This window comes from Demequina sediminicola (assembly GCF_000975055.1).
Classification (GTDB): Bacteria; Actinomycetota; Actinomycetes; order Actinomycetales; family Demequinaceae; genus Demequina; species Demequina sediminicola.
The window spans coordinates 174,402-194,488 of record NZ_BBRB01000002.1; the positions used below are offsets into that span (position 1 = coordinate 174,402).

Genomic DNA, 20,087 nt, shown 5'->3' on the forward strand with positions numbered 1-20,087 from the left:
GACCGCCCTTCGTGATGAACTGTGGTTACAGCGAAACGCTCGACTGCACTGCCTTCGACAGGCGGTCACCCGTAGCGGACGAGAAGATGTGCTGCTCGCCCTCACGGATCTTGACCCAGACGGAGTCGCCCTTCTTGGGGACGTCGCGGGGGTCGATGCGAACGATGACCTCGGACGAGCCGCCGGCCTCGAAGTGCATGGCAGCTGCGCCTGGGTTCTCTGCAGCGACGGTGCCGTAGACGTATGCGTCGGAGCCGAGCTCTTCCACCACGTCGACGTTGATCGGAACAGCGCCCTCGGTGTTGGGAGCAACGCGGTCGAGCGACTCGGGACGGAAGCCCAGAACAACCTGGTTCTTGTCTTCAGCCTTGAGAGCTGCGACAGCGTCACGAGCCAGTGCGACCTGGCCGTTACCGACCTGTGCCACACCGTTGTTCACGGTGTAGGTGCCGAGGTTCATGGCGGGCGAGCCGATGAAGCCTGCAACGAACACGTTGGCGGGAGCGTCGTACATGTCGCGGGGGGTGCCGACCTGCTGGAGCTTTCCGTCCTTCATGACTGCGATGCGGTCACCCATGGTCAGAGCCTCGACCTGGTCGTGCGTCACGTAGACAGTGGTGGTGCCCAGGCGGCGCTGCAGTGCGGCGATCTGGGTACGAGTCTGGACACGCAGCTTGGCGTCGAGGTTCGAGAGCGGCTCATCCATGAGGAACACCTGGGGCTGACGCACGATGGCACGACCCATGGCCACACGCTGACGCTGACCACCGGAGAGAGCCTTGGGCTTGCGGTCCAGGTACTCAGTGAGGTCCAGGACCTTCGCGGCTGCTTCAACGCGCTCGCGGATTTCAGCCTTGTCGACCTTGGCGATCTTCAGGGCGAAGCCCATGTTGTCGGCCACCGTCATGTGGGGGTATAGGGCGTAAGACTGGAACACCATGGCGATGTCGCGGTCCTTGGGCTGAACGTGAGTGACGTCGCGGTCGCCAACCCAGATGGATCCGGCGTCGATGTCTTCGAGGCCTGCGAGCATGCGCAGGGAGGTTGACTTTCCGCAACCGGATGGGCCGACGAGCACGAGGAATTCGCCGTCCGCGATGTCCAGCTCAAGCTGGTCCACTGCGGGGCGCTCCGTGCCCGGGTAAATCCGCGAAGCCTTGTCGAAAGTAACGGTGGCCATGATAGGTCCCTTCACTGGCAGGTACGTGCCAGACGATCCGTGGTGAAGAGTGCCGGTGTGGTGTCCACAATGACACTAATCGCGGCGCCAATCGCCGTGATTAGTGCATATCTTCTCACAGGGATTGTGTGAATCCCAACCTGCCTGGCTGTAGCGTGAACCCATGGCTTCCGTGGTGCGTGAGGTGGGTGACGAGATCGGTGGGTATACCATCGTCGATCAATTGGGTCGCGGCGGTTCCGGCGCTGTCTACAAAGTCGTTGACGGCGGGGGTGCTGAAGCGGCGTTGAAGCTCGTTGACGCGCGAGCCGACGACGTCGCTGCCGAGAGGCTCGCCCGCGAGGTTCGCTCCTTGCAGTCCATGGATCACCCAGCGGTGCCCGCCATTCTTGATGCGGAACTTGATGGCGATGAGACGTTCGTCGTCTTCGAGTACATCCCCGGCGTCAGCCTGTGGGACTACATCCAAGACAACGGTCCGCTGCGTGACGCGGAGTTAGCGGCATTCGCCGAGCGGACAGCATCGGCGCTGGAAGCGGTGCACGCCACCGGCTCGGTCCACCGAGACGTGACTCCCTCAAACATCATGATGGGCCCTGACGGTCCTGTGCTGATTGACTTTGGCCTGGCGCACATGACCACAGACAACCGGCTGACCCGCGATGGTCTGGTCTCTGGCACTGCTGGGTATGTCGCACCGGAGGTCATCGACGGTGAAGAGCCTGGAGCGGCGGCAGACCGATGGTCGTGGGCAGCAACAGTTGCCTACGCCATGACGGGCAAGGCACCCTTTGGCTCGGGGACCGGAGCAATCTCCAAAACCCTTGAAGCCACCGTGTCATTGCCCGATGTTCCAGGCGCGGAGGCGCTGAGAGCCGCCCTCGGCCGCGATGTTGACGCGCGCCCGGAGCCCCGCCAGGTGGTGGCAGCGCTTCGCGGCGACACCGTCGTACTGCCCGTGTCGCAAGAGATCCCTGCCACCGCCGTTGCTGCGGTCGCCGCCACGTCGGTCATGGACGCGCATGCGCATCACGCAGAGACCTTCGACGCCTCGAGCGGGGGAGGCGTCGCTGCGCCCGCTGCCGACAGTGCTGACACCCTGGCGAGCGGTGACGTGGCGACCCAGGTGGACGATGGCAGCGGTGACGAGGCCCCCGAAGGCGATGATGCCATCGGCTCTCACTCCGAGTACGGAAATGGCGACGACCTCGACAGCGAACCGCAGGATGAACGCCCCCGCACCGATGAGTTAGTGCCGCCGGCGCCACGCCGCAAGATCATGATTCTGGCGCTCACAGTCGCGACTGCCGCCAGCGCCGTAGTTGCGCCACTCATTGCCTTCGTGATCATGGCGCTTGCCGCGATCGTGGCACGCGCCGGACAGCGGCGCTCTCTCGCGCTCGCGGCCTCACGAGCCAAACGTGGTCAACGTCGGGGAGACGCCGCCTTGCACACGCTTGGACTCCCGTGGCACCTCCTGCGCGCCACAGGCGAGTCGCTTCCGGCGATTCTGTTGGGTGCAGTCGTAGGGGTCGGGGTAGGGACATTGGGCTGGTGGCTCGTCGTTGAGGAGCACGTGGCTACGGGAAGCGCTGAAGTTCAGGCATGGGGCCAAGCCATTGCACTGTTCACCGGAGCACTCGCTGCAGCCGCGGCGATCTGGTGGGGACCATGGAGTGGATTGACTCGCGAGGGCGCACACAGGTTGGCGTCTCTCGTTGCACCCTCACGAGGCCCCGTCGTGGCCTGGGTAGTGGTCTCGTTGGTGGTCTTTGCGATCATGGCGCTCAGTGTCTATCTGCTGGTAGAGCCGATGTGGTGGCCGCTTAACGGTGCTCCCGGAGCCCTAAGCGCATAGGCTCTCCTGTGGATAAACCGAAGCAGGGAACCATCGCTCCAGCATGTACGTTGGGTGCACGACGGAGGGAATGCGGATACGCCGTGATCCCAGGGCAGGGAGTCTGATCGATGACGTTCGGTGACCGTATGCGAGTGGTTCAACCGTGGCTATCGCTGGTAGTGCGACTAGCAATGGCCGGGATTCTGATCTTTGCAGCCATTCCCAAAGTTCAGGACATCCCGCAGTCCATCATCGCGGTGCGCGCCTACCGGCTCCTTCCGGAAGCCATCGTCCCCTTCGTTGGCACCGTACTGCCGTTCCTCGAAATCGCCCTCGCCTTGTGGCTTCTCGTGGGCCTGTGGACCCGCTGGGCTGCAGGTGCATGGCTCCTCATGATGGCGGGCTTCACCTTTGGTGTGATCTGGGCATGGTCGCAGGGCCTGTCCATTGACTGCGGCTGCTTTGGCGGCGGCGGTGAAGTTGAGGAAGGCACCGCGAACTACACCGGCCACTTGCTTGAGCGAGCTGGCTTTATCGCATTGGGGCTGTACTTGTTTGTGTGGCCCCGTTCTCGCTTCTCCCTTGATGCCTGGTTGGCGCCCCAGCCCGTCATTGAGGACAATGACCCCGTTGACGCAGTTTCATCTCCCGAAGGACCTTGAGGTAAGGATTCCCCATGGCCAACAAAAAGCCACAACCATCCAATAGCAAGGCCGCTGCCGCTCGCGCGCAAGCGCAAGCGCAGGTCAAGGCCCAAGAACGCAAGACCGGAATCATCATCGCTGCGGTCGTTGCCGTAGTCGCGATTGTGTTCGTCGGCATTGTGTTCTTCATCATCAACTCGTCGAAGGTTCCGGGCCTGACCGAGGACGGCGCTGTCGTCCCGGCGGGTTCTGATGACACCGGCGGCATCGTGGTGGGTGCTTCTGGCGTGGTGAATGAGGACCTTCCTGAAGGCGACGTCGTCCGCCTCGACGTCTACCTCGACTTCATGTGCCCTTTCTGCAACCTCTTCGAGCAGACGAACGAGGAAGACATCGCTGCCATGCGTGAAGCGGGCGAAATCGAGTTGTACTACCACCCCATCTCGATCCTTGACCGCTTCTCGTCAGGCACCCAGTACTCCACGCGTGCCGCCAATGCCGCAGCGACCGTCGCTGACCTGGCCCCCGAGCAGTTCCTCGACTTCTCCGCAGCGCTCTACGCCAACCAGCCCGACGAGGGAACCACTGGTCTGAGCGACGAGCAGATCGAGTTGATCGCGATCGATGCGGGCGTTCCAGAAGACGTCGCTGCACAGTTTGCTGACGGCAATTTCACCAAGTGGGTAGTCGCAGCCTCCGACAAGGCTTCGCAGGACGGCGTGAGCGGTACGCCGTCAATCCGCATCGCTGAGCCCGGCCAGACCTTCTCAGAAGGCTCGCTGGTTCAGCAGCAGGAGGTTCCCTACATGGAAGCTGGCGTGCTGCGCAGCTACATCGAGGGCCTCGAGTAACCGTTCGACCCTGACTTGCCGGCACCCCTGGCAGCCTTCTGGCCGCCAGGGGTGCCGACTTTTTTGCCCCGTCGGCACTCCTGAGGTTTGGAATCACCTCAAGTGTGGGTATCCTCGTGGGGCGGCGCTCTGGCGCCACAGCTGGCATGGCGCAATTGGTAGCGCACCGTACTTGTAATACGGGGGTTGCGGGTTCGAGTCCCGCTGCCAGCTCTCTTTGTCTCGCATTGCCGTGCTTACGCCGGCGAACCCCACTCAATAGGCTCGCTACCTTGTGCTTGTAGCGCGGCATTCACCCGTGAAAACGGGCGTGACCCGAAGAACCCGCGCCGTGCACTCAGTGGACTGGGATGGACACTCGACACCACAGGCACGCCGTCGAGTGCGGGCTCGAGCCGTTGCGCATCCTTGCCCCAGAGCACCGCAACCAGAGGTGTGCCACGCGCCGCCAGCGCCTCGATTGCCACTGCCGTGACCTCTTCCCAGCCCTTGCCCCGATGCGTGCCCGCATTGCCCTTGCCCGCGCGGACTGTCAGTACCCGGTTGAGCAACACCACCCCTTGGTGCTGCCAATGGGAGAGATCCCCGTCAGTCAGTGTCTCTCCGGTGTCCGTCGCCAACTCGGCGGCAATGTTGCGAAGGGAACGTGGCATCGGCCGTCCTGGCGCTACCGAGAAACTCAGCCCGACCGCGTCGCCGGGTGTGGGGTAGGGGTCCTGACCGATGATGAGGACCCGGGCATCGGCGAGCGGCTCGCGGAAGGCGCGGAACACGGCGTCGGCGTGAGGGGCGATGTCATAGCCCTGGTCTTGCTCAGCATCGAGAAACCGGCCGATGCTCGACAAGGTGGGCGCCGCGGGCTCCAAAGCGTTGCGCCAGTCGTCGGCGACATGCTCACGCCACGTGTCGATCATGGGGCCACCCTAACTTCAGGCAGTTGGTCCGGGGCCGCCCTCGGGGTGGTGTCACGATTCTGAGCCGCGAGGGAATTACGCTAGACCCACCACATGACGCAGGAGGTGAGAATGTCTGACGCGAACGACACCGGCGAAGCTTTGTCTGAACGTGACCAGGCCGTCTTGACTCTGGAACGTCGCTGGTGGGCGTCCGCGGGGGCCAAGGACCATGCCATTCGTGACGAGTTAGGCATGTCCACGACGCAGTACTACCAGGTGCTGAGTTCGCTGTTGGATTCACCTGCCGCATTAGCCTTTGACCCCACGCTTGTCGCGCGCCTGGGCCGGATGCGCGAGGCTCGACGCCTCCGTTCGACCAGTGCCGTCAGCGTGTCGAATGCACGTTAGGGTGTGAGCCGTGGCGAAGGAAACACAACAGTTCGAGCGGGATGAGTTCGACGAACTCGCAGAGGGCCCAGGTCCCGTCGGTGTTCACCGCGCCCCGCGTCCATGGTGGCGCAAGGTGCTCACGCCCATCCTGGCCTTCCTGATCGCAGGTGCTGTGGCTTACGGCATTGCGATGGTGCTGTGGAATCTCGGCCAAGGCGGCGACGATGAGCCGACCGCCACGGTGACTCCAAGTGCATCGGCCTCCGCTGAGCCCTCGCAGACGCCGTCGACGGCCCCCGAACCGTCAACGACTCCCTCTCCGACGCCTACGCCGACGGAAACTGAAGAACCCGAGCCCGAGCCCGACATCCGCTACGACGCACAGATCCACGTGCGCAATGGTGCGGGGATTCAGGGCATGGCTGGCGAGCAGCAGGCCGAGCTTGAGGCCGCTGGCTACACCAACTTGGCCGCCAACAACATCGATATCTCGCTGATCCCGGGCGGTGTGAACACCGTTGTCTACAGCGACGATGCCTTCGCGGATACCGCACAGGATGTGGCGGACACACTCGACATCACCGCGGTGCAGGGCGGGGGAACCCCTGGTGGGGCGGAGATCGAAGTACTGCTCGCGTCCGACCCGAACTAACCCCCCTCTTTCTCGCCAAATGGCTCCATTTCGCTGTCTTGTGACCTCATGACAGCGAAATGGAGCCATTTGGCTTTGAGGGTGGGGTGGTCCTGGCTTGCACTCGGAGGGGGAGAGTGCCAGAATCACAGTTAGCACTCTCCATCCGAGAGTGCTAAAAAGTTCGGCTCTGTAGTTGAGGTACGAGCTCCCGTCGTGACGTGAACGGCGAGGGCTCTGCCGTCCGTCGCGGGCAACTCGGAGCCACCATCATCGAAAGAGGACTTACACCCATGGCAAAGCAGATTGCCTTCGATGAGGAGGCCCGTCGCGGTATGGAGCGGGGCATGAACGCCCTCGCTGACGCCGTCAAGGTCACCCTCGGCCCCAAGGGCCGCAACGTCGTGCTCGAAAAGAAGTGGGGCGCTCCCACCATCACGAACGATGGTGTGTCGATCGCCAAGGAGATCGAGCTCCAGGAGCCGTACGAGAAGATCGGCGCCGAGCTCGTCAAGGAAGTTGCCAAGAAGACTGACGACGTCGCGGGTGACGGCACCACCACCGCCACCGTGCTCGCTCAGGCACTCGTTCGCGAGGGTCTGCGCAACGTCTCGGCCGGCGCCAACCCGATCGCTCTGAAGAAGGGCATCGAGAAGGCCGTCGCCGCCGTCACCGAGCAGCTGCTGGCACAGGCCAAGGAGATCGAGACCAAGGAGCAGATCGCTGCTACCGCTGGTATCTCCGCTGGCGACCCTGCCATCGGCGAACTCATCGCTGAAGCGATGGACAAGGTCGGCAAGGAAGGCGTCATCACCGTCGAGGAGGCCTACCAGTTCGGCCTCGAGCTTGAGCTCACCGAAGGTATGCGCTTCGACAAGGGTTACCTGAACCCCTACTTCGTCACCGACGCTGAGCGCCAGGAAGCCGTCCTCGAGGACGCTTACGTGCTGCTCGTCGAGTCGAAGATCTCGTCGCTCAAGGACCTGCTGCCCCTGCTTGAGAAGATCATGCAGGCCGGCAAGCCCCTCGCGATCATCGCCGAGGACGTTGACGGCGAAGCACTCGCTGCCCTCGTGGTCAACAAGCTCCGCGGCAACCTGAAGGTTATTGCTGTCAAGGCTCCTGGATTCGGCGACCGTCGCAAGGCGATGCTGCAGGACATGGCAGTTCTCACCGGTGGCCAGGTCATCTCCGAGGCTGTCGGTCTGTCGCTGGAGACCGCTGGTCTCGAGCTCCTGGGCCAGGCACGCAAGATCGTCGTCACCAAGGACGAGACCACCATCGTTGATGGTGCTGGCTCCGAGGACCAGGTCGAGGGTCGCGTGAACCAGATTCGCGCCGAGATCGAGAACTCGGACTCGGACTACGACCGCGAGAAGCTCCAGGAGCGCCTCGCCAAGCTCGCAGGTGGCGTTGCAGTCATCAAGGCGGGTGCGGCAACCGAGGTCGAGCTCAAGGAGCGCAAGCACCGCATCGAAGACGCCGTGCGTAACGCTAAGGCTGCTGTGGAAGAGGGCATCGTCGCCGGTGGTGGCGTCGCTCTTATCCAGGCCGGCACCATTGGTCTGCCTACGCTGGACCTGATTGGTGACGAGGCAACCGGTGCTCGCATCGTCGAGGCTGCTATCACGGCTCCTCTGCGCCAGATCGCGGTCAACGCTGGCCTTGAGGGTGGCGTTGTTGTCGAGAAGGTCAAGGGTCTGCCTGTCGGTCACGGCCTGAACGCCGCAACAGGCGAGTACGAGGACCTGCTGGCTGCTGGCGTCAACGACCCGGTCAAGGTGACTCGTTCCGCACTGCAGAACGCTGCGTCCATCGCGGGTCTGTTCCTCACCACCGAAGCAGTGGTCGCGGACATCCCCGAGCCCGAGCCGGCAATGCCTGCCGGTGGTGGCGACATGGGCGGCATGGGCTTCTAAGCCTGAGCCGCGCGTGCACCACACGCGCTGATGTACACGAAGGCCCCCAGGGATTCCCTGGGGGCCTTCGTCATACCTGAACGGTTCGGCGCACGCGCCGAATCTGCTGTAGCCCGGCCGATGCCGGAGCGACTATTGCTCGCCGGTCGCGTGGCGTTGTGCGTGGGTGACGCGCAGTCCTGACTTACGGAGTCTTTGGATGAGTTCGCGTGTGCTGACGGGCTGGGCACCGAGTTGGATGAGCTGCGGGTGCAGGTCGAGGGGAACGTCATAGTGGTCGCGGTCGAAGGCTCTTGCGGGGATCCCTGCTTGTGCCGCGAGGTCGTGCAGTTCTGCGAGCGAGGTATCGGACACCATGTGTCCCCAGATGCGTCCGTGGCGGGGCCACAGCGGAGGATCAATGAGGACGGCCACGGACCGAGCCTAGTTGCCTAGGTGGTCCGTGACCGCATGGGTGGTGGTGTTGCAGGTGGTGGGCTGTGGTGTCTAGCGACCTGTGAAGAGTTGTGTCGCGCTGTCCTCAGCGTTGCTGTAGGTCACGGCCGCGTTGTCGAGCGCCATAGAGATCGAGTCGAGGTTGAGTTCAACCTGAACTTGCATGGCACGCCAGTCTTCGAGGAGGCGCGCGAATGCGGTCGCGGCACCGCCTTGCCAGCTACCTTCGAGTGCGGTGAGGTGACCCACCATGGCTGCAACTTCGGTGCGAATCGCTTCGCTCGAGGCCCGTGCCCGTGTGCCTGCCTCAGAGACGGCGTTGCTGTCGACGTTGAACTGGGTCATGGTGTGCTCCTGTGGTTCATGGTGATGTGGACACCACGACGCTAGGGCTGACGTGCCGACGTTGAGCGTGCACGCTCAACATCTGTGGGTAGGGAAATACCTCAACAGATCCTGGGGACAACGCTTACGCGGCTGCAGCCTTGGCGATGTCCCGATCCAGCCGCGCCAATTCGCCCGCAACGTTCTCGCGGGCCTGACGCTCCCAACCACGCGCCAAGGGAGACACGTAGATCCGGTCGCGGGACATGAGCCGCTTCAAGATGCGTTGCCGCGTCTCCAGGTACTCCAACTCGGGGATCTTCTGATACTCCTCGCGCACCTGAGCGGTGTACACCTTGTATCGCTGGGGATCTGCAGCCAGGACAGCGAGGTCAGCGTCCGACAGTACTGCCGCGTCCGTGTCGAGCGCCGCCGGGCTGTGACGCTCCAGCCCCTGAACCAGCGACGCCACGATGGCGACCTTCGCATCGTCCAAGCCCAATGCGGTGAGCTCCGTGCGAGCAAACTCCGCACTCGCCGCCTCGTTCTCGCCCAAGCGCGCGGTTGCCGCGCGCTCTTCCGCGTCGAAGATCGCTCCGTGGTACCAGGCGGCCAACCGAATGAGATGCGGTTTAGCGGCCTCTTGCTGCAACTCGTCCACACGCTGGAGGAGATCCACGAGGTGGCCGATGGAGTGGTAGTGCCTGTCGGGCGCTGTCCAGCACTCGATGAGGCGGTTTGCTGCTTGCGTCACCTGGGTGGGCGACGCTGTCGCTCCGGCAGCAACTACGGAACGTTGAAAGGCTGGGACAAGCCAATCGGGGACGGGCACAAGGCCACCTCACACTTCACGCCATCAATAAGGTCTTGCCTCTAGTGTCCTCCTCTTTTGGAGTACCAGGCAACCGCCGGTGTGGGCACCGCGAGGAGGGCTGGTGCCCGTTAGACTGAACTGGTGCCGAACTCGCGGCGCCTGGAAATTTCAGTGAGGTTGATGTGCCCACCGGTCGTGTGAAGTTTTTCGACGCTGACAAGGGATTCGGTTTCATTGCCGGAGACGATGGCAGTGAAGTTTTCTTGCACGCCTCTGCACTTCCTGCAGGGGTGACGTCGCCGCGCCAAGGTACGCGCGTGGACTTTTCGGTTGCTGATGGCCGTCGTGGCCCGTCGGCGCTGTCCGTCACGCTGATTGATCCCGTGACTACTGTCTCGCAGGGCCTGCGCAAGAAGCCTGACGAGATGACGGTCATCGTTGAGGACCTCATCAAGATGCTCGATGGTGTCTCAAATTCACTGCGAAAGGGCCGCTACCCAGATTCGGCTCGTGGCCAGAAGGTGGCGTCCGTGTTGCGGGCAGTTGCCGACCAGTTGGAGGCGTAACCTCACCCATGGATGCAGTGCTGGACAAAGCCGTAGACCTCGCGCACGAGGCCGCCGTTGAGGTTGCTGAAGGTGCTGAGTGGGTAGGTGAATACCGGGGTGCCCACAGTGATGCCGACCGTCTCGTGACGCACAGGTTTGTGTGCACGATGCCGGGGTACCGAGGCTGGGTGTGGGCCGTCACGGTGTCGCGTGCTCCGCGAGGCCGCGAGGCTTCACTGTGCGAGGCACACCTGGTGCCGTCCGACGATGCACTGCTTGCCCCCTCGTGGATTCCGTGGGCGGACCGAATTCGTCCCGGCGACCTCGAGCCATCGATGGTGCTCCCCAAGATTGTTGAAGACTCACGGCTCGTTCCCGGATACGAAGTGACCGGGGAAGACGCCGATGCTTTGGAGATTTGGGAACTCGGGCTCGGTCGTGAACGCGTGTTGGCTCCTGAAGGGCGTGTCTCGACTGCGGACCGCTGGTATCGCGGTTCGCACGGGCCGACGGCATCGAGCGCAGTCGCCTCGGCCGCGCCGTGTTCCACGTGTGCCTTCTTTTTGCCGCTGCAGGGATCGTTCCGTACGACCTTTGGAGCGTGCGCGAACGAGTGGTCGCCTTCGGACGGCAAGGTTGTTTCCGTCGATCACGGCTGCGGTGCGCACTCGCAGACGGATGTTGAGCGCCAGTCCAGCAAGTGGCCCGAGCCGGATCCCGTCATCGACACGGATGCCGTGACTGCGTTGGACATGGCTGCACCGGACCCCGTAGAGGAGACTGAGCAGGCGGCCGAGACTAAGCAGGTCGACGAGTCGGAGCAGGCAGCCGACGCTGGCGAGGCTGCACAGGACGTCACGGCAGAAGCGGACGCTCAGGCAGAGACGGAAGTCAAGCTCGAGGCCGACGCTGGCTAAGCGAGCCTCAGCCGCGCCCGCGCTGAGTCGAGAAACTCTTCGCGTGGCGGTCCGTACTACCTATATTCCAACGTTCCTCGCGGAACTGGGCCTGGGCGCAATGATGCCGCTGTTCGCCCTCTCCGTGGTGGCACTCGACCATTCGGCTGCGATCGCCGCGGGCGTCGTCGCACTGTATTCGGGCGGCCGCATTCTTGGCTCGTACATTGGGGGACGTTTCTGCTCGTATTTGGGATACGCGCGCGCAGCGATGCTCGGACTCGCCGTGCTGGCTGGTGGTGCGGTCCTGTGCTGGCTGTCAGGCGAACTGATCTCGTTGACGGTGGGTGTCATGCTCGTAGGGGTGGGGCACGCGGTCTATCACGTGGCACGCCAGGGCCAGATCGCCCGTTTCATTCCACCTACTCACCGTGCTCGGGCGTTGACCACGTTGGCCGGCATCTGGCGCATTGCCAACTTCATCGGCCCGCTGGTGGGAGCTGCCATCATCGCGGCGTGGGGCTTGCCCGCGAGCTATGCGTTTGCTGCCATCACCGTGGTGGTGGCAATGGCGGCCCTTGCTGTGTCTCCCGCGTGGGGGGACCGCGCGCGGCCACACGAGCATGCCCACGCCTCAGCGGTTTCGGTGATTCGTGCCAATGCATCGGTCCTGGGCACGCTGGGGATGGCAGTGATGTTTACGGGCGCGGTGCGTGGCGTGCGTATCTTGGTGATCCCGCTGTGGGCCGAACACATCGGCGCTACCGATTCGATGGTGTCGTTGATCTTCGCGCTGTCCGCTGGTGTTGACATGTTGCTGTTTTATCCCGCTGGGATTGTCGCCGACAGGTGGGGCCGGGCGTGGACTGTGGTGCCCTCTACTGTGCTCATCGCGCTGGGGCTGGTGCTGCTGCCTTTCACGACCACCCCTGTGATGGTGGCGGTGGCCGCGATGATCATTGGTTTTGGCAATGGGTGGGGTTCGGGTGCACTGATGACTCTGGGCAATGATGCTGCCCCGGCCGTGGGACGTGACATGTTCATTGGGATCTGGACGATCTTGGTTGATGTCGGGGGATTGGTGGGACCAGCTGCGGTCTCGGCTGTCGCCGTGGCCTCGCTCCCCTGGAGTTTGTGGGGAATCGGCGCAGTGGGACTGGTGACGTCGGGTGCGCTCGCGGCTTGGGTGCCTCGCAAGCCGGTCGATGGGGCGGCGGTTCTTGAGCAGGGTAAGCCTGAGGAAACGGGTCCTACTGGAAGTTGACCGTGGAGAACCAGGCGTTGCCATCGCTGGTGACGGCCATGCCCGCGCCCATGTAGGAGTATGCGGGGTTCATCATGTTGACGCAGTGGCCGTAAGACTCGATCCACTCTTTGTGCGCTTGGTTAGCGGCACTTCCCTGCGACTTGCCCGCGGAACTGTACGACGCCGCGACGTTCTCGCCACCAGCGGGACGGTTGGGGTTGTGGTCCATGGTGTCGATGAGGTCACCGGGAGTTTGCGCGTCACGGCGGGCCATGTCCTGAGACCAGGCCGTCGCTACAGAGGCGAGGCTTCCCGACCACGAGAGCGGGTGGATGCCCAGGCGTGCCCGCTCGGTGTTCGCCGCCGAGAGAAACCCGGAGGCGCTATAGGCGCTGGCGGTCACTGAGGGTGATGAGCAGAACGCAGTATGCGACTGTGGGGTTGAAGCCTGTGCCGATCCGCCGGAAGAGCCGCTGGACGAGCCGCCGCCAGATGATCCATTGGACGAGCCACCACCGTGGCTGCCGCCCGAATTTCCACTGGGCGCAGCGGGTGGAGGTGTCACCACGGGTTCTGGTGGCAAGGACACACTGATCTTGGGCGTGGACTGTTCAAAGGAGGCCAACTCCGTATCGGCGGCACTCACTGGCTCCACGACGACCTCAACGCCTGCAGCGTCGGCGCTGTCCTGTACAGATGCGCCTTGTGCGGATGCGCCCTGATCGGACGCGTCACTGTGGAGGGCCGATGCCGTGGCGCCGTCAGCGCTGGTGGCGGCATCGTCTGTGCTCCAGAAGCCTGCGGCGGCACCCGTGGTGCCGACGACAGCGAGTGGAACGAGAGCGAGCAGGAGAACTCCGGTGGGGAAACGTCGAGTAGTGGTCTCGACAGGGGTTGTCTCCTGCGGTGCGCTCATAACAGTTGCTTCTCCAAAAGCCAGTCCAGGCAGCGGGTCAAGGCCGTGACGTCATCAGGATCGACGGACGGGAACGTGCCCACGCGGATCTGATTGCGTCCCAGTTTGCGGTACGGATCGATATCCACCACCCCGTGAGCACGCAAAATCGAGATCAGCGAGTTCACTTCTACCGATGGTGTGAGATCGACGGTAACGACCACATGGGAGCGAGCGGAAGGGTTTGTGACAAATGCCTCAACTTGCGCAGTTCGGTCAGCCCACGCATACAGGCGCGAAGAGGACTCCCTGGTGCGTGCCGTGGTGAACTCCATGCCACCGTTGGCGAGCATCCATTCGAGTTGGTTGCGCATCATGACCAGTGGAGCCAGCGCCGGTGTGTTGTAGGTCTGGTTCTTGCGGGAGTTGTCGACCGCGGTGGCGAGGTTGAGGGTCGCGGGGATGTAGCGCCCGCTTGCGGCGATCTTCTCGATGCGCGCGATTGCCGCCGGGGACATCAGCGCAAACCACAAGCCACCGTCGGCTCCAAAGCTCTTCTGCGGAGCAAAGTAGTAGACGTCGACCTGCGTGGGGTCTAATGCGAGCCCGCCCGCCGCCGAGGTGCCGTCGACCACTGTCAGCGCGCCAGCATCGGCCCCTTCCGGGCGCGCGACCGGCGCCATCGCGCCTGTCGATGTCTCGTTGTGTGGCCATGCGTAGACGTCAATTCCCTTGCGGGCAACGGGAGTCGCGATGTCACCGGCGGAGGCAGTGATGACGTCCGGGTCCTGGAGGTGCGGCGCAGTGCGCGTCACCTCGGTGAACTTGCTGCCAAACTCGCCAAACTCGCAGTGCTGCGCGCGCGTCTCGACCAAGGAGAATGCCGCGGCGTCCCAAAAGGACGTCGAACCGCCGTTGCCCAAGATCACTTCGTAGCCCTCGGGGAGCGAATAGAGCTCGGCAAGCATGCGGCGCACATCGCCCACGAGATCCTTGACGGGGGCTTGGCGGTGCGAGGTGCCCATCACCTGGGGTTGCGCATCGACGATCGCCTGAATCTGCTCATCACGCACGCGCGAGGGGCCTGCTCCAAACCGTCCGTCGCGGGGCAGCAATTCTGAAGGAATCTTCACATCGTTCGACATGGGGTTAAGCGTAGTGGCGAGCCAACTGGCAGACTTGCGCCTGTGCATCTGATCAGCCCCGTGCTCCGCCACTATGCGTGGGGTACCCACGAGGACATTCCACGGATGCTCGGAGTGGCTGCGACGGACGAGCCTGTGGCCGAGGCGTGGTGGGGCGCACACGACTCTGGCCCATCGAGGCTCGACGCCGAGGGGCTCCCGCTTGACGAGCTCATTGCGCGCGAGCCGGCAGGAATGTTGGGGGAGTCGGCGGCTGAGCACTGGGGTCCGCGGTTGCCGTACTTATTGAAGGTGCTGTCAATCGGGAAGCCCCTCTCTATCCAGGTGCATCCGACGCTGGATCAGGCGCGTACGGGCTTCTCAGAGGAACAACGGGGCACGGGTGGGGCTCCGCACCACTTCCTCGATCCCTTCCACAAGCCGGAGATGGTCGTCGCGGTGACGCCGATGGAGATTCTTGCGGGCGTGAGGCCTGTGCGGGATACCGCCATCGACCTGCGGTCGTTGGAAACCGTCCGCGCGTCGGAACTCGCGGACATCCTTGAAGCGGCGGGAGACATTCGCGCCTTTATCCATGAAGCACTCTCCGCGGGTGTGGGCCCGGACACGCTCGACGCTCTCGCTCGCGCCGGACAAAGGGCCGATGCTGGCTCATCGCTCGCAGCTGCCGCACGAACGTTGCACCACTTTCCTGGCGATGCGGGAGCGGTGGTCGCCTTGGGTATGCACCGTGTTGCCCTAGCGCCGGGGGAGTCGCTGTTTGTTGGCGCGGGTGTCCTGCACTCGTACCAGTCGGGGTTGGGCCTTGAGATTATGGCCAACTCTGACAATGTCGTGAGGGCCGGACTCACGCCCAAGCCGGTGAATGTTCCCCTGCTTCTTGAGCTCCTTGAGCCTCGCGAGTGTGCGCCCGCCCTTCCCACTGTCCACAGTGAGGGTGCTGCACGTCATCTCGTGACCGAAGCTCAGGAGTTTGCGCTCACGATCGTCACGGAGGGACGTGCGCAACTCCCGGCCGCACCACGCATCGTTTTGGCGTTGAACGGCGAAGCGACGTTGCACTGTGACGATGATCGGATTGTGCTGGAACCAGGCAAGGCAGCCTTTGTTCCCCATCATTGCGGTGTCCTCGACGTGACGACATCAGGTCAGGCGGTCGTTGCCCGCACCCCTTGGGAGACAGAACGCCACCACTAGGTCGCGGACTAGAGTAGTGCGCATGGCTGAACGGATTGCCGTCTTTGGGACGGGTTACTTGGGTGCAACACATGCCGCGGGTATGGCTGAACTGGGGCATGAAGTCCTCGGTGTCGACATTGACCCCGACAAGATCGCGCGTCTTGCCGCAGGGGAGGTGCCGTTCTACGAACCCGGGTTGCCTGAACTCCTCAGAAAGCACGTGGAGTCAGGTCGCCTGCGCTTCACGACCGACGCCACTGAGGCTGCGGCTTTCGCCGATGTGCACTTTATTGGTGTGGGCACACCACAGAAGAGTGGTGAATACGCCGCAGACGTCTCGCAAGTGGAATCGGTCATCGAGACTCTCGCGCCGCTGCTTGACCGTCCTGCCACGATCTTTGGAAAGTCGACAGTTCCCGTCGGCACCGCCGAGCGACTCTCCGCACGAGTGCGTGACATTGCCCCCGCGGGCGATCAGGTCACGCTTGCCTGGAACCCCGAGTTTCTGCGTGAAGGCTTTGCCGTCGAAGACACGCTACGCCCCGATCGTCTGGTGCTCGGCGTCGACCGAGATGAACCGGGCCAGGCCGAGGAAGTGGCACGCCGCGTGTACGCCGACATGCTGGAGCGAGACACACCCTTCCTCGTCACGGACCTCGCGACAGCGGAACTGGTGAAGGTGAGTGCGAACGCATTCCTCGCGACCAAGATCAGTTTCATCAATGCCATCGCCGAGGTCTGCGAGGCCACGGGCGCCGATGTGCGCGACCTCGCCGATGCCATCGGGCACGACGACCGCATCGGCCGCAAGTTCCTGGGCGCTGGCCTGGGCTTTGGTGGAGGGTGCCTGCCCAAGGACATCCGTGCCTTCATGGCGCGTGCAGGTGAACTTGGCGTCGGCAATTCCTTGACGTTCCTGCAGGAAGTCGACACCGTCAACATGCGCCGCCGTGAACATGTGGTGGAGATGGCAGAAGCATTGGTGGGCGGGCTCGATGGCGTCCGCATCGCAGTTCTGGGTGCAGCGTTCAAGCCGAACAGTGACGACATTCGCGACTCTCCAGCCCTCGACGTTGCCGGGAAACTGCACCTGCGGGGTGCGGAAGTCGTTGTTCATGACCCACAGGCCAATGACAACGCTGCCCGTGTGTGGCCAACGCTGACGTATGCGGAAGATGCCGCTGCGGCGTGCAAAGACGCACAGTTGGTGATTGTGGCCACTGAGTGGCAGCAATTCCGGGAGATTGATCCAGAAATCTTAGGCGCGACCGTCGCAGCCCGTCGTGTCATCGATGCGCGCAACTGCCTGCCCGCGCACGACTGGATCAATGCTGGTTGGGAGTACCGAGGGATGGGACGCCTGTCCAAATGAGTGACCTCATCGACACCACCGAGATGTATCTGCGGACTATCTACGAGCTCATCGAGGACGGGGTAGTGCCCATGCGGGCCCGGATCGCGGAGCAGCTCGACCACTCCGGCCCTACTGTGTCCCAGACCGTCGCTCGCATGGAACGCGATGGACTGGTGATCGTTGCCCCTGATCGCCACCTCGAACTGACTCAGCATGGCCGTGAGATCGCGGTGCGCGTGATGCGTAAGCACCGGCTCGCGGAACTGCTGTTGACCGACGTGATTGGGCTTGAGCTGCCCTACGTCCACGAGGAAGCGTGCCGATGGGAGCACGTGATGAGCGACCGGGTTGAACGTCGCCTGGTCGAGATGCTCGATGTTCCTCACACCTCGCCGTACGGAAACCACATTCCAGGGCTCGAAGAACTTGGTGTGGACGCTGGCGAGGCGGACAAGTCCGGTGCAGTAGCTCTTTCGAGTGTCGCGGATCCTGGCGTGACGAATTTCACTATCCACCGCATCGGCGAGGGCCCACAGGCCGCCGCAGGCTTCTTGGATGAAGCAGTGGAAATTGGGCTGGTTCCAGGAGCGACAGTCGACGCCGCGCTGACCGATGGAGTTGTGGTGGTGACTGTAGCGGGCAGGACCCTTGAACTGTCCGTCGAGGCGGCCCGCCACGTGTTCGGAATCGCGGACTTGGCAAATCGTCACGATTAGGTAACATGGACGACTAGCAGTGCCGGGGACCCTGATGGCTTGGGTCACCAACTGGCGGGACTCGGAGTTCCCTCCGAGGAAGCAAAATTGCCAGGAACATCGACGCGCCATGTTTATGTCGCGCGGAAGGAACACAGCATCTTGAGGTACGGATATATGCGCGCCAAGACGCGTGCAGTAGCGGCTACGGCCGGTGCAGCACTCGTGGTGGTGCCCCTTACAGGAGCTGCCGCGGCAGCCCTCGTCACCCAGGACATTCCTACGGGAAACCTGTCCGCCGATTCGGCATCCATTGAAGACGTAGCAGCTGCAGACATCGCTGCAAGTGTCACCGCAGCCGGTGAGGCTGAGTACGACGTCAACACCCCTGACGTTGAATACTCCGCTAACCCCGAGCCGGTGTACACGCCCCCACCAGCCGAAGAATCCACCACTGACTCGGCTGCCTCTGAGTCAACGTCGGAGTCGACCACATCCACGAGCGCCGCTCGTGAGGTGTCGCAGTCGTCCGACGTCTCTGCCGCGATCTCCGGATCCGCAGTCGTCGCTGAGGCATCCAAGTACGTAGGCACGCCCTACGTTGGCGGCGGTTCGTCACCTTCTGGCTTCGACTGCTCGGGACTCGTCTCGTATGTCTACGGCCAGTTGGGCATCTCGCTGCCGCGCACCTCGGGCGCCTACTACAACGTGGGAACGCGAGTCTCGACTCCGCAGCCGGGCGACATCATCGTTTCCCCGGGACACGTTGCGATCTACGCGGGCCCTAACTTGCAGATTGACGCACCGCGTCCCGGCAAGTCCGTGCAGTTCCGCTCGATCTGGCAGTCCAACCCCACCTACGTGCGGGTCACGGGCTAACAGCCTCGATTGTCACGAAGGCCGCCACCTCTTCACTGAGGTGGCGGCCTTCGTCGTTTCGCCGTGGCGAGCCTGCCGACACCTGGGCCATGTGCCGCCCAGTCGACCTCGCACTTACCAGTCGGTAGGCTAAAGCCATGCGCAGCTCACATGTGTCCCGCCTTGACCGCTCCATCTCTGCGATCGGCCAAGGATGCTGGCAAATCGGCGCGGACTGGGGCGACGTTGCCTCGGAGACCGCCCAAGAGATCCTCGCCGCAGCCGCCGATGCGGGCGTCACTTTCTTTGACACCGCCGATGTCTACGGCGACGGGCGTTCAGAACGTGCGGTAGGCGCGTTCCTCGCCCAGCGCCGCGATGCAGGGATCACCGTCGCCACCAAGATGGGACGACGCGCCGACCCCCACACGCCAGACGCGTACAACCTTGACAACTACCGCCGCTGGACAGATCGCTCCCGCGACAACCTCGGTGTCGACACGCTTGACCTCGTACAGCTCCACTGTCCACCAGAGGAAGTCCTCAACAACCCCCAGACTTACGACGACCTCCGCACCCTGACGCAAGAAGGGCGTATCGCGCGATGGGGCGTCTCCGTTGAGACCTCGGCGCAAGCCCTCCGGGCCCTCGATGAACCGGACCTCGCGACGATCCAGATCATCCTCAACATTTTCCGCAGGAAGCCCCTCGACGAAGTGGTGCCACGAGCCAACGCCGCGGGAGTGGGCATCATCGCTCGAGTCCCCCTGGCATCGGGCCTCTTGTCCGGAAAATACAGCGAGGCGACGACCTTCGCTGAGAACGACCACCGCACGTTTAACCGTGACGGCAAGGCCTTCGACATCGGTGAGACATTTGCCGGGGTTCCCTACGAGGTCGGTGTGGAGGCTGCTCGCGAAGTGGCGCTCCTGACCCCTGAGGGCTGGACCACCGCTCAGATGTCTCTTGCATGGATTGTTGCGGTCGGTGCTGGGACGGTGATCCCGGGTGCGTCCCGCCCGCAGCAGGCCCGCGACAACGCCGCAGCCGGTGCCATCGAATCACTCGATGACGCCACGTTAGCGGCGCTGAAGGCCATCTATGAGGAGCGCATTGCGCCTCACGTCGCTGAGCGTTGGTGATGGCCCGCAGCGGGGACTGTGTGCGCCGGGCAGCGATGCTGGAGGATTCCTGACAACGACGCCGGGACGGTACCCTTATTGGTGCCCCGCGCGCCTGTAGCTCAGGGGATAGAGCACCGCTCTCCTAAAGCGGGTGTCGGCAGTTCGAATCTGCCCAGGCGCACCATTCCTGCCCTTGATGTCGGGCATCGTGCCGCTCTTGGCG

At 63.4% G+C, this 20,087-nt stretch carries 21 protein-coding genes and 2 tRNA genes; 16 read left to right on the forward strand and 7 right to left on the reverse strand.

What is annotated here, in order from left to right:
• Positions 1 to 25: 25 nt before the first annotated feature.
• Positions 26 to 1,180: an ABC transporter ATP-binding protein gene (locus tag AOP79_RS05720; RefSeq protein ID WP_062071430.1), complete on the reverse strand. Its 1,155-nt coding sequence runs from the start codon at positions 1,178 to 1,180 to the stop codon at positions 26 to 28.
• A gap of 163 nt (positions 1,181 to 1,343) precedes the next feature.
• Here AOP79_RS05720 and AOP79_RS05725 point away from each other — a divergent pair, with 163 nt between their 5' ends.
• The 4 genes from AOP79_RS05725 (at position 1,344) to AOP79_RS05740 (ending at position 4,728) form a co-directional block, all read left to right on the forward strand.
• The gene (locus AOP79_RS05725; protein ID WP_062071432.1) at positions 1,344 to 3,038 is read left to right on the forward strand and encodes a serine/threonine-protein kinase; all 1,695 of its coding nucleotides are present in this window, start codon (positions 1,344 to 1,346) and stop codon (positions 3,036 to 3,038) included.
• Positions 3,039 to 3,148: 110 nt separating this feature from the next.
• The gene (locus AOP79_RS05730; RefSeq protein ID WP_201774439.1) at positions 3,149 to 3,682 is read left to right on the forward strand and encodes a DoxX family protein; all 534 of its coding nucleotides are present in this window, start codon (positions 3,149 to 3,151) and stop codon (positions 3,680 to 3,682) included.
• A 14-nt stretch (positions 3,683 to 3,696) separates the two neighbouring features.
• Positions 3,697 to 4,515: a DsbA family protein gene (locus tag AOP79_RS05735; protein WP_062071434.1), complete on the forward strand. Its 819-nt coding sequence runs from the start codon at positions 3,697 to 3,699 to the stop codon at positions 4,513 to 4,515.
• Between the two features lie 140 nt (positions 4,516 to 4,655).
• Positions 4,656 to 4,728 (forward strand) — tRNA-Thr (locus AOP79_RS05740).
• Between the two features lie 23 nt (positions 4,729 to 4,751).
• Here the strand turns inward: AOP79_RS05740 and AOP79_RS05745 are convergent.
• Complete coding sequence (locus AOP79_RS05745; RefSeq protein WP_062071436.1) at positions 4,752 to 5,429, reverse strand: uracil-DNA glycosylase; 678 nt, start codon at positions 5,427 to 5,429, stop codon at positions 4,752 to 4,754.
• Positions 5,430 to 5,540: 111 nt separating this feature from the next.
• Between AOP79_RS05745 and AOP79_RS05750 the strand changes: the two genes are divergently transcribed.
• The 3 genes from AOP79_RS05750 (at position 5,541) to groL (ending at position 8,351) form a co-directional block, all read left to right on the forward strand.
• Positions 5,541 to 5,819: a DUF3263 domain-containing protein gene (locus AOP79_RS05750; RefSeq protein WP_082093406.1), complete on the forward strand. Its 279-nt coding sequence runs from the start codon at positions 5,541 to 5,543 to the stop codon at positions 5,817 to 5,819.
• A gap of 10 nt (positions 5,820 to 5,829) precedes the next feature.
• A complete protein-coding gene (locus AOP79_RS05755; RefSeq protein WP_062071441.1) occupies positions 5,830 to 6,453 on the forward strand; it encodes a LytR C-terminal domain-containing protein in 624 nt (207 codons plus the stop codon).
• Between the two features lie 272 nt (positions 6,454 to 6,725).
• On the forward strand, positions 6,726 to 8,351 hold the full coding sequence (gene groL / locus AOP79_RS05760; RefSeq protein ID WP_062071443.1) for a chaperonin GroEL: 1,626 nt from the start codon (positions 6,726 to 6,728) through the stop codon (positions 8,349 to 8,351).
• A 132-nt stretch (positions 8,352 to 8,483) separates the two neighbouring features.
• Here groL and AOP79_RS05765 read toward each other — a convergent pair whose 3' ends face one another.
• The 3 genes from AOP79_RS05765 to AOP79_RS05775 form a co-directional block, all read right to left on the reverse strand.
• Entirely contained in the window at positions 8,484 to 8,765 is a 282-nt protein-coding gene (locus AOP79_RS05765; protein ID WP_062071445.1) for a DUF4031 domain-containing protein, read from the reverse strand.
• 72 nt (positions 8,766 to 8,837) lie between these two features.
• On the reverse strand, positions 8,838 to 9,131 hold the full coding sequence (locus AOP79_RS05770; protein WP_062071447.1) for a WXG100 family type VII secretion target: 294 nt from the start codon (positions 9,129 to 9,131) through the stop codon (positions 8,838 to 8,840).
• Positions 9,132 to 9,255: 124 nt separating this feature from the next.
• A complete protein-coding gene (locus AOP79_RS05775; RefSeq protein WP_062071450.1) occupies positions 9,256 to 9,942 on the reverse strand; it encodes an HD domain-containing protein in 687 nt (228 codons plus the stop codon).
• A gap of 164 nt (positions 9,943 to 10,106) precedes the next feature.
• Between AOP79_RS05775 and AOP79_RS05780 the strand changes: the two genes are divergently transcribed.
• The 3 genes from AOP79_RS05780 to AOP79_RS05790 are packed head-to-tail and all read left to right on the forward strand — an operon-like array spanning position 10,107 to position 12,632.
• Complete coding sequence (locus AOP79_RS05780; RefSeq protein WP_062071453.1) at positions 10,107 to 10,490, forward strand: cold-shock protein; 384 nt, start codon at positions 10,107 to 10,109, stop codon at positions 10,488 to 10,490.
• Between the two features lie 8 nt (positions 10,491 to 10,498).
• Entirely contained in the window at positions 10,499 to 11,389 is an 891-nt protein-coding gene (locus AOP79_RS05785; protein WP_062071455.1) for a DUF3027 domain-containing protein, read from the forward strand.
• Between the two features lie 43 nt (positions 11,390 to 11,432).
• Entirely contained in the window at positions 11,433 to 12,632 is a 1,200-nt protein-coding gene (locus AOP79_RS05790; protein ID WP_062071458.1) for an MFS transporter, read from the forward strand.
• On the opposite strand, the gene AOP79_RS05795 is transcribed toward AOP79_RS05790, so the two are convergent.
• Together AOP79_RS05795 and serC are read right to left on the reverse strand one after the other, a co-directional pair.
• The gene (locus AOP79_RS05795; protein WP_062071460.1) at positions 12,619 to 13,530 is read right to left on the reverse strand and encodes a CAP domain-containing protein; all 912 of its coding nucleotides are present in this window, start codon (positions 13,528 to 13,530) and stop codon (positions 12,619 to 12,621) included. The two genes, AOP79_RS05790 and AOP79_RS05795, sit on opposite strands and share 14 nt — an antisense overlap.
• Complete coding sequence (gene serC / locus AOP79_RS05800) at positions 13,527 to 14,654, reverse strand: phosphoserine transaminase (protein ID WP_062071954.1); 1,128 nt, start codon at positions 14,652 to 14,654, stop codon at positions 13,527 to 13,529. Before serC ends, AOP79_RS05795 begins: the two co-directional genes overlap by 4 nt.
• A 42-nt stretch (positions 14,655 to 14,696) precedes the next feature.
• On the opposite strand from serC, the gene manA reads away from it, so the two are divergent.
• The 6 genes from manA (at position 14,697) to AOP79_RS05830 (ending at position 20,048) form a co-directional block, all read left to right on the forward strand.
• Positions 14,697 to 15,851: a mannose-6-phosphate isomerase, class I gene (manA, locus tag AOP79_RS05805; RefSeq protein ID WP_161794229.1), complete on the forward strand. Its 1,155-nt coding sequence runs from the start codon at positions 14,697 to 14,699 to the stop codon at positions 15,849 to 15,851.
• A gap of 22 nt (positions 15,852 to 15,873) precedes the next feature.
• Positions 15,874 to 17,205, forward strand: a complete 1,332-nt coding sequence (locus AOP79_RS05810; RefSeq protein ID WP_062071956.1) for a UDP-glucose dehydrogenase family protein — start codon at positions 15,874 to 15,876, stop codon at positions 17,203 to 17,205.
• Complete coding sequence (locus tag AOP79_RS05815) at positions 17,202 to 17,903, forward strand: metal-dependent transcriptional regulator (RefSeq protein WP_062071465.1); 702 nt, start codon at positions 17,202 to 17,204, stop codon at positions 17,901 to 17,903. Before AOP79_RS05810 ends, AOP79_RS05815 begins: the two co-directional genes overlap by 4 nt.
• Positions 17,904 to 18,059: 156 nt before the next feature.
• Entirely contained in the window at positions 18,060 to 18,761 is a 702-nt protein-coding gene (locus AOP79_RS12045; RefSeq protein ID WP_062071467.1) for a C40 family peptidase, read from the forward strand.
• Positions 18,762 to 18,898: 137 nt separating this feature from the next.
• Positions 18,899 to 19,882, forward strand: coding sequence for an aldo/keto reductase (locus tag AOP79_RS05825; RefSeq protein ID WP_062071470.1), 984 nt, complete (start codon positions 18,899 to 18,901; stop codon positions 19,880 to 19,882).
• A 90-nt stretch (positions 19,883 to 19,972) separates the two neighbouring features.
• Positions 19,973 to 20,048 (forward strand) — tRNA-Arg (locus AOP79_RS05830).
• Positions 20,049 to 20,087 lie beyond the last annotated feature (39 nt).

Bases quoted from the DNA above. Each gene is read 5' to 3' on its own strand.
- AOP79_RS05720 (WP_062071430.1), bottom strand. From the start codon at position 1,180: ATGGCCACCGTTACTTTCGACAAGGCTTCGCGGATTTACCCGGGCACG.
- AOP79_RS05725 (WP_062071432.1), top strand. From the start codon at position 1,344: ATGGCTTCCGTGGTGCGTGAGGTGGGTGACGAGATCGGTGGGTATACC.
- AOP79_RS05730 (WP_201774439.1), top strand. From the start codon at position 3,149: ATGACGTTCGGTGACCGTATGCGAGTGGTTCAACCGTGGCTATCGCTG.
- AOP79_RS05735 (WP_062071434.1), top strand. From the start codon at position 3,697: ATGGCCAACAAAAAGCCACAACCATCCAATAGCAAGGCCGCTGCCGCT.
- AOP79_RS05745 (WP_062071436.1), bottom strand. From the start codon at position 5,429: ATGATCGACACGTGGCGTGAGCATGTCGCCGACGACTGGCGCAACGCT.
- AOP79_RS05750 (WP_082093406.1), top strand. From the start codon at position 5,541: ATGTCTGACGCGAACGACACCGGCGAAGCTTTGTCTGAACGTGACCAG.
- groL (WP_062071443.1), top strand. From the start codon at position 6,726: ATGGCAAAGCAGATTGCCTTCGATGAGGAGGCCCGTCGCGGTATGGAG.
- AOP79_RS05770 (WP_062071447.1), bottom strand. From the start codon at position 9,131: ATGACCCAGTTCAACGTCGACAGCAACGCCGTCTCTGAGGCAGGCACA.
- AOP79_RS05785 (WP_062071455.1), top strand. From the start codon at position 10,499: ATGGATGCAGTGCTGGACAAAGCCGTAGACCTCGCGCACGAGGCCGCC.
- AOP79_RS05795 (WP_062071460.1), bottom strand. From the start codon at position 13,530: ATGAGCGCACCGCAGGAGACAACCCCTGTCGAGACCACTACTCGACGT.
- serC (WP_062071954.1), bottom strand. From the start codon at position 14,654: ATGTCGAACGATGTGAAGATTCCTTCAGAATTGCTGCCCCGCGACGGA.
- AOP79_RS05810 (WP_062071956.1), top strand. From the start codon at position 15,874: ATGGCTGAACGGATTGCCGTCTTTGGGACGGGTTACTTGGGTGCAACA.
- AOP79_RS05815 (WP_062071465.1), top strand. From the start codon at position 17,202: ATGAGTGACCTCATCGACACCACCGAGATGTATCTGCGGACTATCTAC.
- AOP79_RS12045 (WP_062071467.1), top strand. From the start codon at position 18,060: ATGCGCGCCAAGACGCGTGCAGTAGCGGCTACGGCCGGTGCAGCACTC.
- AOP79_RS05825 (WP_062071470.1), top strand. From the start codon at position 18,899: ATGCGCAGCTCACATGTGTCCCGCCTTGACCGCTCCATCTCTGCGATC.